This window comes from Micromonospora sp. NBC_00617 (assembly GCF_045161355.1).
GTDB lineage: Bacteria > Actinomycetota > Actinomycetes > Mycobacteriales > Micromonosporaceae > Micromonospora.
This window is the reverse complement of the sequence record NZ_CP107751.1, coordinates 6967307-6980688: the sequence shown is the minus strand read 5'-3', so window position 1 is coordinate 6980688 and position 13382 is coordinate 6967307. Positions and strand designations below refer to the sequence as shown.

Genomic DNA, 13382 nt, shown 5'->3' with positions numbered 1-13382 from the left:
TCGCGGAGCCGGGGGGTGCTGACGCACCCCCCGGCTTTGCTCAGCGGCCTACGTACGCCGCCAGGTGTTCTCCGGTGAGGGTGGCGCGGGCGGCGACGAGATCGGCCGGGGTGCCCTCGAAGACGATCCGGCCGCCGTCGTGGCCGGCGCCCGGGCCGAGGTCGATGATCCAGTCGGCGTGCGCCATGACCGCCTGGTGATGCTCGACGACGATCACCGACTTGCCGGAGTCGACCAGTCGGTCCAGCAGGCCGAGCAGCTGCTCGACGTCGGCGAGGTGCAGGCCGGTGGTCGGCTCGTCGAGGACGTACACGCCGCCCTTCTCGGCCATCCGGGTGGCCAGCTTGAGCCGCTGCCGCTCGCCGCCGGACAGGGTGGTCAGCGGCTGGCCGAGGCTGAGGTAGCCGAGCCCGACGTCGACGAGCCGGTTGAGGATGGCGTGCGCGGCGGGCGTACGCGCGTCACCGGCGGAGAAGAACGCCTCGGCCTCGCGCACCGACATCGCGAGCACCTCACTGATGTCACGGCCGCCGAACCGGTACTCCAGAACCGATGCCTGGAACCGCCTGCCCTCGCACTCCTCGCAGGTGGCGGCGACACCGGCCATCATCCCCAGGTCGGTGTAGATGACGCCGGCGCCGTTGCAGCCGGGGCAGGCGCCCTCGGAGTTGGCGCTGAACAGGGCCGGCTTCACACCGTTGGCCTTCGCGAACGCCTTGCGGATCGGGTCGAGCAGCCCCGTGTACGTCGCCGGGTTGCTCCGGCGCGAGCCGCGGATCGCGCTCTGGTCGACCGACACCACCCCGTCGCGGCCGGACACCGAGCCGTGGATCAGCGAACTCTTTCCCGAACCGGCCACACCGGTCACCACCACGAGCACGCCGAGCGGAATGTCGACGTCGACGTCGCGCAGGTTGTGGGTGTTCGCGCCACGCACCTTGAGCACACCCGACGGCGTCCGTACGGAGGTTTTCACGCGGGCCCGGTCGTCCAGGTGCCGCCCGGTCAGCGTGTCGCTGGCGCGCAGCCCGTCGACGGTGCCCTCGAACACCACCTCACCTCCGGCGGTGCCGGCGCCCGGCCCGAGATCGACGACGTGGTCGGCGATGGCGATCGCCTCCGGCTTGTGCTCCACCACCAGGACGGTGTTGCCCTTGTCCCGCAGGCGCAGCAGCAGGCCGTTCATCCGCGCGATGTCGTGCGGGTGCAGCCCGATCGTCGGCTCGTCGAAGACGTACGTGACGTCGGTGAGCGACGACCCGAGGTGGCGGATCATCTTGGTGCGCTGCGCCTCGCCACCGGAGAGCGTGCCCGAGGGCCGGTCGAGCGACAGGTAGCCCAACCCGATCTCCTCGAACGAGTCGAGGAGGTGTTGCAGCCCGGTGAGCAGCGGCGCCACCGACGGCTCCCTGATGCCCCGGACCCACGCCGCCAGGTCGCTGATCTGCATCGCGCAGACGTCGGCGATGTTCTTCCCCTCGATCTTCGACGAGCGGGCCTCCGCGCTGAGCCGGGTGCCGCCACAGTCGGGGCAGGTCGTGAACGTCACCGCACGGTCCACGAAGGCACGGATGTGCGGTTGCAGCGCGTCGACGTCCTTGGCCAGGAACGACTTCTGGATCTGCGGGATGAGGCCGACGTACGTCAGGTTGATGCCGTCGACCTTGATCTTGGTGGGCTCCCGGTGGAGCAGGTCCTGCAACTCCTTCTTGGTGTATTCGCGGATCGGCTTGTCCGGGTCGAAGTAGCCGCAGCCGCGGAAGATCCGGCCGTACCAGCCCTCCATGCTGTAGCCGGGGATCGTGATCGCGCCCTCGTTGAGCGATCTGCTGTCGTCGTACAGCGCCGACAGGTCGAAGTCGGTGACCGCGCCCATGCCCTCGCAGCGCGGACACATGCCGCCGAGACGGTTGAAGGTCGCCTTCTCGGTCTTCGTCCGGCCCGCGCCGCGCTCCACGGTGATCGCGCCGGTCGCCCGCACCGAGGGGACGTTGAAGGAGAACGCGTTCGGCGAGCCGATGTGCGGCTGCCCGAGCCGGCTGAAGAGGATGCGCAGCATCGCGTTGGCGTCCGTGGCGGTGCCGACGGTGGAGCGGGCGTTGGCGCCCATCCGCTCCTGGTCGACGATGATCGCGGTGGTCAGCCCGTCCAGCACGTCGACCTCGGGCCGGGTCAGCGTCGGCATGAAGCCCTGCACGAAGGCGCTGTAGGTCTCGTTGATCATCCGCTGCGACTCGGCCGCGATGGTGCCGAACACCAGCGAGCTCTTGCCGGAGCCGGAGACGCCGGTGAACACCGTCAGTCGTCGCTTCGGAAGCTCGACCGTGACGTCCTTGAGGTTGTTCACGCGCGCGCCCTGCACCCGGATCAGGTCGTGCCGGTCGGCGACGTGCGCCGCGGGCGGGTCGGTGGCCTTGCTCATGGTGTCTCCATCTTCTCGGACGGGCAGAGCCCCGGGGTCACGGCCGACGCGGCTCGCCGCGCCGACCCGACCCGTGGCAGTCACGCTAGGGGTGGCGGCGTGACCTGCGCTTCTCGATTCCTGACCGGTCTGGTCACCTGCTTCGCCGTGCATGACGGCAGCCCGGCCGTCGCGAGCGCCGCCTCCCGCCGGTAGGTGCTGGGCGGCACACCGACCAGCTCGGTGAAGCGGGTGCTGAAGGTGCCGAGCGATGAGCAGCCGACCGCGAAACAGACATCGGTGACGCTCAGGTCGCCGCGACGCAGCAGCGCCATGGCGCGCTCCACGCGCCGGGTCATGAGATAGCTGTACGGAGATTCGCCGTAGGCGAGCCGGAACTCCCGACTGAGGTGCCCGGCCGACATGTGGACGCCCCGGGCGAGCGCCTCGACGTCCAACGGCTGCGCGTACTCCCGGTCGATGCGGTCGCGGACACGGCGCAGCCGCGCGAGATCGCTCAGGCGCTGGCTCTCGGCGGATCGGCTGGTCACCTGGAAAATCGTGCCACAGACCCCCGACGACATGGACCGTCGAGGGCCGGGCGCCACCGATGATCGTGCAATCACGCCGGGCGCTCCGGGCGCGGCAGGGCGGGCGCGGCAGCCCGGGGGCGCGCGTACCGTCAGCCGGTTTCACGGCGGGCGCGGGCCCGGCGCTTGCCCTCGTGCATGGCCTGCACCCGGGCCACCGGGATGGTCCGGCCCTCCGCGACCAGGTCGGCGGGGAGCGCCTGCGGCGCCGGCATCAGCGCGGCCCACGGGTCGGTCCCGTCGACCAGCGGCGGCACCGTCCGGATGGTGAAGTCCGCCGGGGTCACCTCGGTCAGATCGGACCAGTCGACCGGGAAGGAGACCGGCATCCCGGGCCGCAGTCGCGGGCTGTACGCGGCGACGACCGTCGCCCCGCCGGCGCGGGTGGCGTCCACGAAGACCTTCCCGCCCCGGTCCTCCTTGATATACGCCGTCGTGGCCAGCGCCGGGTCGAGCCGCTCGGCGCGGACGGCGAGCGCCCTGGTGGCGGCGGCCAACTCCTCGGCGGTGGGATCACCCGTCACCGGGACGAAGACGTGCACACCCTTGGCGCCGCTGGTCTTGACGGCCCCGGCGAGGCCGGCGTCGGCGAGCGCCTGGCGGACCAACAGGGCAGCGGCGACGGCCGCGCGGAACCCGTCGCCCTCGGGTGGGTCCAGGTCGAGCACCAGGTGGGTCGGTCGGTGCAGGTCGGCCGCCATGGCCAGCGTCGGGTGGTACTCGACCGCCCGCTGGTTGGCGAACCAGAGCAGGGTGCGCCGGTCGTCGCAGAGGGCGTACGAGATCTCCCGGTGCGACGCCTCGGCCCAGACCGGCACCCGGCGGACCCACTCCGGGGTGTAGCGGGGCAGGTTCTTCTGCATGAACGGCGGCTGGCCGGGGCGGACCCGGATCACCGACAGCGGACGGTCCCGCAGCTGCCCGATGATCGGCTCCCGGACGGCGTCGAGGTAGTCGACGAGGTCGCGTTTGGTCGCGTCGTCACGGTCGGACAGCGGCTGGTCCAGGTTGGTCAGGGCCACGCCGTCACGAGTCTCGTCAGCCTCACTCACCCGATCACCCTCGCCGCCTCGGCCTCGTCGGTCAACCGGACGCGGCGCTTCGACCCGGAACGATCACCACGCCCGCCGTCGTCGACTGGCGTGTCGGTTTCGGGCCGTGAGCCGGCCGGCCGTCGGGGCAGCGTGCCCAGCGCCACCAGAAGCGCGGCGAACACCAGGGCGGCGGCCACGGCGTACGCGACGCGGTAGCCACCGGCCAGCGCGGCCACCTCGGCCCGACCGGCGGCCCGTAGGCCGTCGCTGTGAGAAGCGGCGAGGGTCGCCAGCGCGGCCAGGCCGACCGCCCCGCCGACCTGCTGGGTGGTGTTGGCCAGCCCGGACGCGAGCCCGGCGTCGGCGTCGGTCGCGCCGACCATGGCCAGCGTCGTGACCGCCGGCAGGGTCAGACCGCCGGCCACCCCGAAGAGCACCATCGCGGGGAGTACGTCGGCGAGGTAGCCGCCGTCGGCGGGCAGCCGGGCGAGCAGCAGGAAACCGACGGTGGCGAGGCCGAGCCCGATCAGTAGTACGGTCCGGGCGCCCCAGCGGGCGATCAGCCGACCGGCCAGGCCGAGTGACACCACCGCGATCACCACCGGGGTGGGCAGGAACGCCCAGCCGGTCGCCGCCGCGTCCAGCCCGAACACCAGTTGCAGTTCCACGGCGAGCAGGAACTGGAAGCCGAAGTACGCGGCCACCATGAGGAACTGCACGGTGTTCGCCGCGACCAGACCCGGCACGCGCAGCACCCGGGCCGGCAGCAGCGGGGTCGCCGCCACCTGTTGGCGTACGGCGAAGCCGCCGAGCAGCAGCGCGGCGATGGCCGTCGCGCCGAGGGTCCGCGGGCTGGTCCAGCCGTGCTCGCCCGTCCCCACGATGCCCAGTACGGCGGCCATCAGGCCGGCGGTGGCGAGCAGCGCGCCGGGCACGTCGAGGCCGGCCCGCAGGCCGATGCCGCGTTCGGCGGGGAGCCGGCGGACGGCGGCGAGCAGGATCGCCGCCCCGATCGGCAGGTTCACCAGGAAGATCGAACGCCAGCCGGCGAGTTCGGTGAGCAGCCCGCCGGCGACCGTGCCGACCGACGCGCCGGCCGCCCCGGTGAAGCTGAAGACGGCGATGGCGCGGGCCCGCTCGGCCGGCTCGGGGTAGAGCCGAACGATCATGCCGAGGCTGACCGCCATGGCCAGCGCCCCGCCGACGCCCTGGCCGAACCGCGCGCCGACGAGCAGGGCCGGCCCGGTGGCGACCGCGCAGGCCGCCGAGGCCACGGTGAACAGCGCGACTCCGACCAGGAAGATCCGGCGTCGGCCGAGCAGGTCGCCGAGGCGGCCGGCGAGCAGCAGCAGCCCGCCGAACGCCACCAGATAGGCGTTGACGACCCAGGCCAGCCCGGTGGCGGTGAAACCCAGGTCGCGTTGCACGGACGGCAGCGCCACCGACACGACACTGCCGTCCAGGATGATCATCAGGCTGCCGGCGCAGAGCACCAGCAGCGCTGGCCAGCGGGACGGGGCGACTCGGTCCACGAGGACTCCTCCTTGGTGCACGATTTGTTACTGACGCCATCGTCTGTGACCATGAGCGGGAGCGGAAGGAGGCACTGTTGTGTCCCAGAGGAACAGCGATGTGTCCGCCCCGGCCGAGGCGGGGTTCACCTGCGTCGCCGGGAACGTTCCCTTCACCCCCGGGCAGGCCCGGGCGTGCACCGTCCGCGAAGTGCTCGACCGCGTCGGCGGCAAGTGGAGCATCGGCATCCTGGTGGCGGCCTCGCACGGTCCGGTGCGCTTCACCGAGTTGGAGCGGCACATCGAGGGCATCAGCCGCCGGATGCTCACCCTGACCCTGCGCAACCTGGAGCGCGACGGCCTGCTGCACCGCACGGTCTATCCGACCGTCCCGCCGAAGGTGGAGTACACGGCCACGCCGATGGCGCTGGAGCTGTACGAGTCGCTGGTGGCGCTGACCAGTTGGGCCGAACGGCACCGCCGGGCCATCGCCGAGGCGCGGACCAGGTACGACGCCGAGCACGCCGGCTAAACCAGACGCCGGTGTGGGGAACGCCACCACTTTCGTCTGACCGATCGGTCAGGGCCTGACCGATCGGTCAGGCATGCTGGTTCACGGAGGTGGACCGGTGATGGCCAGAGCGGTGTCCGAGACGCACGGCGAGATCCTCGCCGCGGCGGCGCGACGGTTCGCGGTGACCGGCTACCGGGGCACCTCGTTGCAGGACATCGCCCGCGAGGTCGGCTGCTCCAAGGCCACCGTGCTCTACCACTTCGCCAACAAGGAAGCCCTGCTCGCCGAGCTGATGGCACCCGCGATCGGCGTGCTGCGCGACCTCGACGACCAGCTCACCGGCCGGACCGGCGCGGCCGCCCAGGAGGTCGCCGCGGCGGGCTTCGTCGACCTCGCGGTCCGGTTCCGGCGGGAGATCGCGGTGCTGCGCGGTGAATTCCCCGAGCTGCTGTGCCAGCCGGCGTTCGCGCACATCCAGCAGATCTCCGACCGGCTGCGCGACGCGTTGGCCGGGCACTCCGACCGACCGGGCGCCCGGATCGCCGCGCTGGTGCTGCTGGCCGGCATCTCCGAGGCGTGCGCCGAGTTCGCCGACATCCCCGACGACGAACTGCGCGCCGCCCTGCTCGCCCTCGTGCGGCGGGCCGTCGAACCCGTCGACGCACCCTGACCCACCCACCCACGACCCGAGGACAAGGACTCCTGATGGCCACCCTGCTCTACCGGCTCGGCCGGGGCGCGTTGCGCCGGCGACGGCTCGTCGTCGCGCTCTGGCTCGTCGTACTCGTCGGCGCCGGCCTGGCCGCGGCGACCCTGCGCGGCCCGACGGCGAGCAACTTCACCATGCCCGGCACCGAGAGCCAGCGCGCGCTCGACCTGCTCGCCGAGCAGTTCCCCGCGGCCAGCGGCGCGACCGGCACCATCGCGGTCAAGGCGCCCGGAGACGGCCAACTCGGCACCCCACAGGGCCAGGCCGTGGTGCAGGAGCTGGTCCAGCAGGCCGGGACGCTGCCCGGCGTGGTCGGCGCGGTCAACCCGCTCCAGGTCGGCGCGGTCTCGCCCGACGGCCGGTACGCGCTGGTCCAGGTCCAGTTCGCCACCGGCGCGGACGAGGTGACCGACGAGCAGAAGGCCGCGTACGAGCAGGTCGGCTCGGCGGCCAAGGCACAGGGTTGGCAGGTCGCCCCGGGCGGCGAGGTGCTGGGCGGGGAGCCGGAGATCGGCTCGACCGAGGCGCTCGGCGTCCTGGTCGCCGCGATCGTTCTGATCATCACCTTCGGTTCGCTGGTGGCCGCCGGGATGACCATGCTCAACGCGCTGATCGGCGTGGGCGCCGGCATGGCCGGCCTGTTCGCGCTGAGCGGCGTCGTCCAGTTGACCAGCACGGCACCGATTCTCGCGCTGATGCTGGGCCTCGCCGTGGGCATCGACTACTCGCTGTTCATCACCTCCCGGCACCGGCAGAACCTGCTCGACGGCCTACCGCCGGACGAGGCGGTCGGCCGGGCCGTGGGCACCGCCGGCTCCGCCGTGGTCTTCGCGGGCGCCACAGTTGTCATCGCGCTCGCCGGGCTGGCCGTGGTGGACATCCCGTTCCTCACCGTGATGGGTCTCGCCGCCGCCGGCACCGTCACCGTGGCCGTGCTCGTCGCCATCACCCTCCAGCCGGCGCTGCTCGGCTTCGCCGGACGCCGGGTCCTCCCCCGCCGGCTGCGCGCCGTCGGCACCGACGAGACCGCTGCCACCGCCAACGGACCGGCCAACGAGACGAACGCGGCCACCGAGGACCAGTCCCGGTTCGGCTTCCGCTGGGCGCGGTTCGTCACCCGGTTCCGCGTACCCGTCATCCTGGTCGGCCTGCTCGGCCTGGGGCTGCTCGCGCTGCCCACGCCGGACATGCGGCTGGCGCTGCCGGACGCCTCGACGGCGGCCGTCGGCTCGCCGGCCCGGGTGTCGAACGACCTGATCACCGAGGGCTTCGGCGCGGGCTTCACCGGTCGACTGGCGGTGGTGGTCGCCGGTGACTCGCCGCAGGCCACCTCGGCCGCCGTGCCGCAGGTCACCGCGCTGCTCCAGCGCACCGAGAACGTCCTCGCGGTGGCGCCCGCCCAGCTCAGCCCGGACGGCCGGACGGCGCTGCTCGGCGTGGTGCCGAAGACCGGCCCGACCGACGAGGCCACCGAGACGCTGGTGCACGACATCCGCGGCTCGGTGAGCGGGATCCGCGACGCGGACGTGCTGCTCACCGGCGTCACCGCGATCGGCATCGACGTTTCCGAGAAGCTCTCCGACGCGCTGCCGATCTACCTGCTGCTGGTGGTCGGGCTGTCGGTCCTGCTGCTGATGCTGGTGTTCCGCTCGCTGCTGGTGCCGGTCAAGGCCGCGCTGGGCTTCCTGCTCACCGTCGCCGCCACGTTCGGCATCACGGTGGCGGTGTTCCAGCAGGGGCACCTCGCCGACCTGGTAGGCCTGGACACGCCCGGCCCGCTGATCAGCTTCCTGCCGATCCTGCTCATCGGCATCCTGTTCGGGCTCGCGATGGACTACGAGGTGTTCCTGGTGTCCCGGATGCGCGAGGACTTCGTGCACGGCGAGACCGCCCGGCAGGCCACGATCAGCGGCATGGGGCACGGCGCCCGCGTGGTCACCGCCGCCGCGCTGATCATGATCTCGGTGTTCGGGGGCTTCGTCTTCCTCGACGACCCGGTGATCAAGTCGATGGGCTTCGCGCTGGCCGTCGGTGTGGCCATCGACGCCTTCGTGGTCCGCATGACCATCGTCCCGGCCGTGATGTCCCTGCTCGGTGACCGCGCCTGGTGGCTGCCCCGCTGGCTCTCCCGCGCCCTGCCGAACGTCGACATCGAGGGCGAGGGGCTCCGCACCCACCTGACGACCCAGACCCCCACCCGGGTCTGACCCGTCCCGATGAACGAAAGGTGCGGCGCCCGCGCGGGCGCCGCACCTTTCGGCACTGCTCACATGCCGGCCGGGTACGTCTCCATCTCACCGGCAGCGGCGGGGACCGCCAGCGGATGCAGGGCCGTCGTCTCGTCGCACCAGATGAAGGCGTCGTAGCGTTCGCCCAGCCGGGTCGGCACGTAGTTGCCCCAGGACTCGAAGGACGGGTCGTAGACCACCCCGATCGCCCGATGGTCCGCGGGTTCGGTGACCCAGCCCGGCTGGTCGTCGCCGCCGAAGACGAGCACCGCCCGCTCCGGCATCAGCTCGTGCAACCGCCGCTCCACCGAACCCTCCCGCGCCGGCGGCACCACCATCGCCTCCGACGGCGAGCCCCACCGGGGAGCGGCGATCACCGTGCCCCGGTAGGTGCCGAACCCGACCAACGCCACCGCGTCGTCGCCGTGCCGCTCGCGGGCCAACTGACCAATGTTGACCATGCCGTCCGCGGCCATGTCGGTAGCCCGCGCATCCCCCACGTGCGTGTTGTGCGCCCAGACGATCCCGCGGGCGTCCGGGCCGTAGCGTTGCAGCAGCCGGTCCAGCGTGCCCTGCATGTGGGTGTCGCGGATGTTCCACGAGTCCGGGCCGCCGGCCACCATCGCCCGGTAGTACCGCTCCGCGCCGGCCACCACCTCCGCGTTCTGCCAGGCCGAGAAGCGGTCCGGGCCGTCCGACATGGCCTGTTCCCGGGTACGCGCCAGCAGCCGGACGACCTCCTCCTCGCAGCGGGCCGAGACGAAGCGGCTGGCCGCGCCGTACTCCTCGACCCGCTTGCCGTACGGCTCGAAGCACCGGTACGCGTCCTGCGCCGCCTCCAGCGAGGCCGGGTCCTCCTCGCCCAGATAGTCGAAGATCGCCTGCATCGACTCCCAGAGGCTGTACACGTCGAGCCCGTGAAAGCCCGCCCGCCCGTCCTCCGGCCGCTCCAGGTTCCACGCCCGCAGCCAGCGGCAGAACCGCGCCACCTCGGCGTTCGCCCACATCCAGGTCGGCCACCGTTCGAAGCGCTCCAGCGCCGTCTGTGGATCGAGGGCACCGCCCGGCGCGGCGGTGACCGAGCGGTGCACCCGGTCGCAGTCCGGCCAGTCGCCCTCCACGGCCACGAACGAGAAGCCGCACTCCGCGATCAGCCGACGGGTGAGCTGCTCGCGCAGCCGGTAGTAGTCGTAGCTGCCGTGGGTGGACTCGCCGATCATCACCACCCGGGCGTCCCGGACGCGCTCCAGCAACGGGTCGAAGTCGCTCGGCGCGCCGAGCCGCTGAACCAGCATGGCAGCGGCTACCCGGCGGTCGCGTCGACAAACCGTCGGCGCGTCGCCCACCGACACGCCGTGAGCGTGTACGGGAGCGGCGAGCGGGTAGCCGACCGGCATGACGGTCACCGGCGTGCAGTTGCAGGAGTACCTGGCCGGGCTCGACTACCCGGTCTCCCGCGAGGACCTCGTCCGTTGGGGGCAGGAGAACGGGGCCAGCACGGCCATGTTGCAGATGTTGCAGGCGTTGCCGGCCGAACAGTTCGAGTCGCCGGCCGAGCTGAGCGAGGCGCTCACCACCCTCGCCTGACCGGCGGGTCACCGCGCGTGCAGCAGCCGGAACAGCACCAGCCACTGCTCCGGCCAGACGTACCCCACGGGGGTGTCCGACGCGATCCGGGTCGCGCGCAGGGCGGCCGCGACCCGGGCCGGCGGGTGGTGCCGGCGCAGGGTCGCGGCGAGCGAGCCGCCGACGCCCTCGAAACCCCACCCCACGAGCCTTCGGTACGCCGGCAGAGCCGCCGCCAGCAGCAGCGGCTCCGGCCGCCGCTCGATGCGCAGGATCCCGGCGTCGACCGCCGGCACCGGCCGGAACGCGGTACGTGGCACCCGCCCCGCCAGCCGCCACCCGAACTCCGGCCAGGTCGAGACGGTGAGCCGGGTCCACCGGCCGTAGTCGCCGCTGCGCCGGCGGGCGTACTCCAGTTGGGTGAGCAGAGTCGCGGACCGCAACCGGGGCGCGGCGAGGCACCACCGCACCACGGCGGAGGTCAGCGACCACGGGATGTTGCCGACCACCGCGAACGGCTCCGGTGGCGGCTCGGCGGCCAGGAAGTCGGCCTGCCAATGCTCCACGTTGGACAGCTGGGCGCAGACGGCGGCCAACGCGCTGCGGGCGGCCGGGTCCACCTCGTACGCCGTCAGCCGCCCACACCGGGGCGCGAGCGGTCGGGTGAGCTGCCCCCGGCCAGCGCCGACCTCCAGCAGGAGCCCGGCCGGATCGGGGTCGGCGGCGCGGACCACCCGCTGGACGGCCGCGCGGTCGACGAGAAAGTTCTGGCTGAGTACGCGACGGGACCGGTCACGTTCGGTTGATCGGAACGGGCGAGGCGCCACGGGTCGTCGTCCTGTCTGTCGCCGCTCGGCGACGGGCTGGACAGGCAGCAGGAATTGCCGGACCTGTCCGAGTGGATCGGGACTCGGACGGCCCTGGACGATGCGCGGGTACGCGATGACGAGGCGACAGCCTCGTGCCGTGGCGAAGGATCAGCGGCGGCGGGACGACAGCCCCAGCACACCGCGAAGTGGACCGATCAGCGGCAGGTCACGCGTCCCAGCCCGTCAGGGCCGGACGCCGGACGCGCGGACGGGACACCAGCAGGGCACCCCAGGCGGCCGACGTACCGACCCCCTCGATCAGGGCATGCGTGATCATGCCCCCACCCTACCGACCCCCACCCCAGTCCCCCACCCATTTTCCCACCGGCTCGGCGCTGCCTCCCCACCGGGTTGGCGCGGTGATCAAGAGGTTTGCGTCACGACACGCCGAGCGCGGTGACGCAAAGCTCTTGATCACGAGGGTGGGGTGGGCGGTTGGGGGTGCGTGGGCGGGGGTGGGGGCGGGGCGGGGCGGGGCGGGTGCGCTGGGTGGGTGGGGTCGGGGGGTGGGGTTACGGGAGGGGGATTGTGCGGGATTCGGTGCGGGCGGTTTCGGCGGCGGCGAGGATCGCGACGACCTCGCGGCCGAAGCGGACGTCGCAGCGGTGGTCGCGGGTGCCGGCCCGTACCTGCTCGACGAGCTGGTCGATCGCGACACCGAACGCCGTGGCGGCGTCGTTCTCGCCGGCCGGGACGGTCTCGATCCCGTTCTCGCCGTAGAACACGAACTCCCGGGCCATCGCCTCAGGCGGGGCGTCCAGGGACAGCGAGGCGCTGCTGGTGGCACCGCCCTCGTGGGTGAGCAGCAGGTGCACCATCCCGCTCGGCCCGTCCATCGCCGCCACCTGGGTCACCCGCCCCAGCACCGGCAGCAGAATGGAGAGCGCGTGCGGGGCAATGTCCCAGAGCGCGCCGTGCTCGCGACGCCACAGGGAGCCGCCGTACGGGCTGCCCTCCTGGAAGATCGACGCGAAGGCGGTGGTACGGCCGTGCTGCCAGCCGCCGGCGGCGGCGGTCGCGGCGAGGAACGCGGTGACGTTCGGCTGGAACCGCTGGGTGAAGAACACGACCGAGGCGACCCCGGACGCCTCGGCTGCGGCGACCACCCGGTCGGCGTCCTCGAAGGAGAGCGCCAGCGGCTTGTCCAGCAGCAGGTGACGGCCGGCGGTGGCGGCACGGACCGCGATGTCGGCCTGAACGTCCGGCGGCAGGGCGACAGCGATCGCCTCACACTGCTCGATCAGCGCGTCGACCTCGGCGTAGGCGGGCACCCCGTACCGCTCGGCCAGCGCGGACGCCCGCTCCGGGTTGCGACCCCACACCCCCACCAGCTCCGCGTCGGGATGTGCGTGCAGCGCCTTCCCGTGCGTCTCGATCGCCCAGTGACCGGTGCCGAACAAGCCGAACCGCAGCACGTGTACCTCCGCTGTTTCCCCGCACCGTGGCGACGCCACGACGTGATCCACGCTAGTCGCCCCACCCGGCTCACCGGCGGCGGGTCGCCAACCACAGCAGCCCAATGCCCCGTACCAGTGACCAACGAACCACGCACACCAACGACGAGGCGACCGACCGGGTGCCGTCGCCCGGCAGGACGACCACCCCCTTGATCGCGCTCGATCCAGGATCCAGTGGCCTCGTTCGCGCCCGACGCCACTACTTCCTGGGTCGAGCACGATCTTGGGTTGGGCGAAGCCGGGCGGGCCGGCCGGGCGGGCCGGCCGGGCGGGCCGGCCGGGCGGGCAGGCCGGGCGGGCAGGCCGGGCGGGCAGGCCGGGCGGGCAGGCCGGGCGGGCAGGCCGGGCGGGCAGGCCGGGCGGGCCGGGCGGGTCGGGCGGCTGGCGTTGCCCCACTCATGGGGCAGCTCTACAGCGGCCGCACACCCCTCGGCGACCCGCCGCCAACGCGGCGGCCAGGCAGCGTGACCCGGGTACTACGACGGTTAGTAGGCTGTGCCGGT

12 protein-coding genes are annotated in these 13382 nt (G+C 72.7%); 5 read left to right on the top strand and 7 right to left on the bottom strand.

Annotated elements, in window-relative coordinates:
* Nucleotides 1–40 precede the first annotated feature (40 nt).
* From OG505_RS32490 to OG505_RS32475, 4 genes are all read right to left on the bottom strand, one after another.
* A complete protein-coding gene (locus tag OG505_RS32490) occupies nt 41–2422 on the bottom strand; it encodes an ATP-binding cassette domain-containing protein (RefSeq protein WP_405429816.1) in 2382 nt (793 codons plus the stop codon).
* Between the two features lie 80 nt (nt 2423–2502).
* Complete coding sequence (locus OG505_RS32485) at nt 2503–2985, bottom strand: helix-turn-helix transcriptional regulator (RefSeq protein ID WP_374109285.1); 483 nt, start codon at nt 2983–2985, stop codon at nt 2503–2505.
* A gap of 98 nt (nt 2986–3083) precedes the next feature.
* Complete coding sequence (locus tag OG505_RS32480) at nt 3084–4043, bottom strand: DNA polymerase domain-containing protein (RefSeq protein ID WP_405429815.1); 960 nt, start codon at nt 4041–4043, stop codon at nt 3084–3086.
* Nucleotides 4040–5557 carry an MFS transporter gene (locus OG505_RS32475; protein WP_405429813.1) on the bottom strand — a complete coding sequence of 506 codons (1518 nt, stop codon included), beginning with the start codon at nt 5555–5557 and terminating at the stop codon, nt 4040–4042. Before OG505_RS32475 ends, OG505_RS32480 begins: the two co-directional genes overlap by 4 nt.
* A 190-nt stretch (nt 5558–5747) precedes the next feature.
* On the opposite strand from OG505_RS32475, the gene OG505_RS32470 reads away from it, so the two are divergent.
* The 3 genes from OG505_RS32470 (at nt 5748) to OG505_RS32460 (ending at nt 8966) form a co-directional block, all read left to right on the top strand.
* Entirely contained in the window at nt 5748–6068 is a 321-nt protein-coding gene (locus tag OG505_RS32470; RefSeq protein WP_405434854.1) for a winged helix-turn-helix transcriptional regulator, read from the top strand.
* A gap of 100 nt (nt 6069–6168) precedes the next feature.
* On the top strand, nt 6169–6720 hold the full coding sequence (locus tag OG505_RS32465; protein WP_405429811.1) for a TetR/AcrR family transcriptional regulator: 552 nt from the start codon (nt 6169–6171) through the stop codon (nt 6718–6720).
* Nucleotides 6721–6755: 35 nt separating this feature from the next.
* Complete coding sequence (locus tag OG505_RS32460) at nt 6756–8966, top strand: MMPL family transporter (protein WP_405429809.1); 2211 nt, start codon at nt 6756–6758, stop codon at nt 8964–8966.
* 59 nt (nt 8967–9025) lie between these two features.
* Here OG505_RS32460 and OG505_RS32455 read toward each other — a convergent pair whose 3' ends face one another.
* Nucleotides 9026–10282 carry an erythromycin esterase family protein gene (locus tag OG505_RS32455; protein ID WP_405429808.1) on the bottom strand — a complete coding sequence of 419 codons (1257 nt, stop codon included), beginning with the start codon at nt 10280–10282 and terminating at the stop codon, nt 9026–9028.
* Nucleotides 10283–10382: 100 nt separating this feature from the next.
* Here OG505_RS32455 and OG505_RS32450 point away from each other — a divergent pair, with 100 nt between their 5' ends.
* Nucleotides 10383–10574: a DUF2795 domain-containing protein gene (locus OG505_RS32450; RefSeq protein ID WP_234585931.1), complete on the top strand. Its 192-nt coding sequence runs from the start codon at nt 10383–10385 to the stop codon at nt 10572–10574.
* An 8-nt stretch (nt 10575–10582) separates the two neighbouring features.
* Here OG505_RS32450 and erm read toward each other — a convergent pair whose 3' ends face one another.
* Nucleotides 10583–11380, bottom strand: a complete 798-nt coding sequence (gene erm, locus OG505_RS32445) for an ErmE/ErmH/ErmO/ErmR family 23S rRNA (adenine(2058)-N(6))-methyltransferase (RefSeq protein WP_405429807.1) — start codon at nt 11378–11380, stop codon at nt 10583–10585.
* A gap of 554 nt (nt 11381–11934) precedes the next feature.
* On the bottom strand, nt 11935–12837 hold the full coding sequence (locus OG505_RS32440) for a Gfo/Idh/MocA family protein (protein WP_405429806.1): 903 nt from the start codon (nt 12835–12837) through the stop codon (nt 11935–11937).
* A gap of 216 nt (nt 12838–13053) precedes the next feature.
* Here OG505_RS32440 and OG505_RS32435 point away from each other — a divergent pair, with 216 nt between their 5' ends.
* On the top strand, nt 13054–13347 hold the full coding sequence (locus OG505_RS32435; protein ID WP_405429805.1) for a PPE family protein, SVP subgroup: 294 nt from the start codon (nt 13054–13056) through the stop codon (nt 13345–13347).
* Nucleotides 13348–13382: the final 35 nt, after the last annotated feature.

What these genes read in the sequence shown, in the direction of transcription:
- OG505_RS32490 (WP_405429816.1), bottom strand. Translation starts at nt 2,422, where the DNA reads ATGAGCAAGGCCACCGACCCGCCCGCGGCGCACGTCGCCGACCGGCAC.
- OG505_RS32485 (WP_374109285.1), bottom strand. Translation starts at nt 2,985, where the DNA reads ATGTCGTCGGGGGTCTGTGGCACGATTTTCCAGGTGACCAGCCGATCC.
- OG505_RS32465 (WP_405429811.1), top strand. Translation starts at nt 6,169, where the DNA reads ATGGCCAGAGCGGTGTCCGAGACGCACGGCGAGATCCTCGCCGCGGCG.
- OG505_RS32460 (WP_405429809.1), top strand. Translation starts at nt 6,756, where the DNA reads ATGGCCACCCTGCTCTACCGGCTCGGCCGGGGCGCGTTGCGCCGGCGA.
- OG505_RS32455 (WP_405429808.1), bottom strand. Translation starts at nt 10,282, where the DNA reads ATGCTGGTTCAGCGGCTCGGCGCGCCGAGCGACTTCGACCCGTTGCTG.
- OG505_RS32450 (WP_234585931.1), top strand. Translation starts at nt 10,383, where the DNA reads ATGACGGTCACCGGCGTGCAGTTGCAGGAGTACCTGGCCGGGCTCGAC.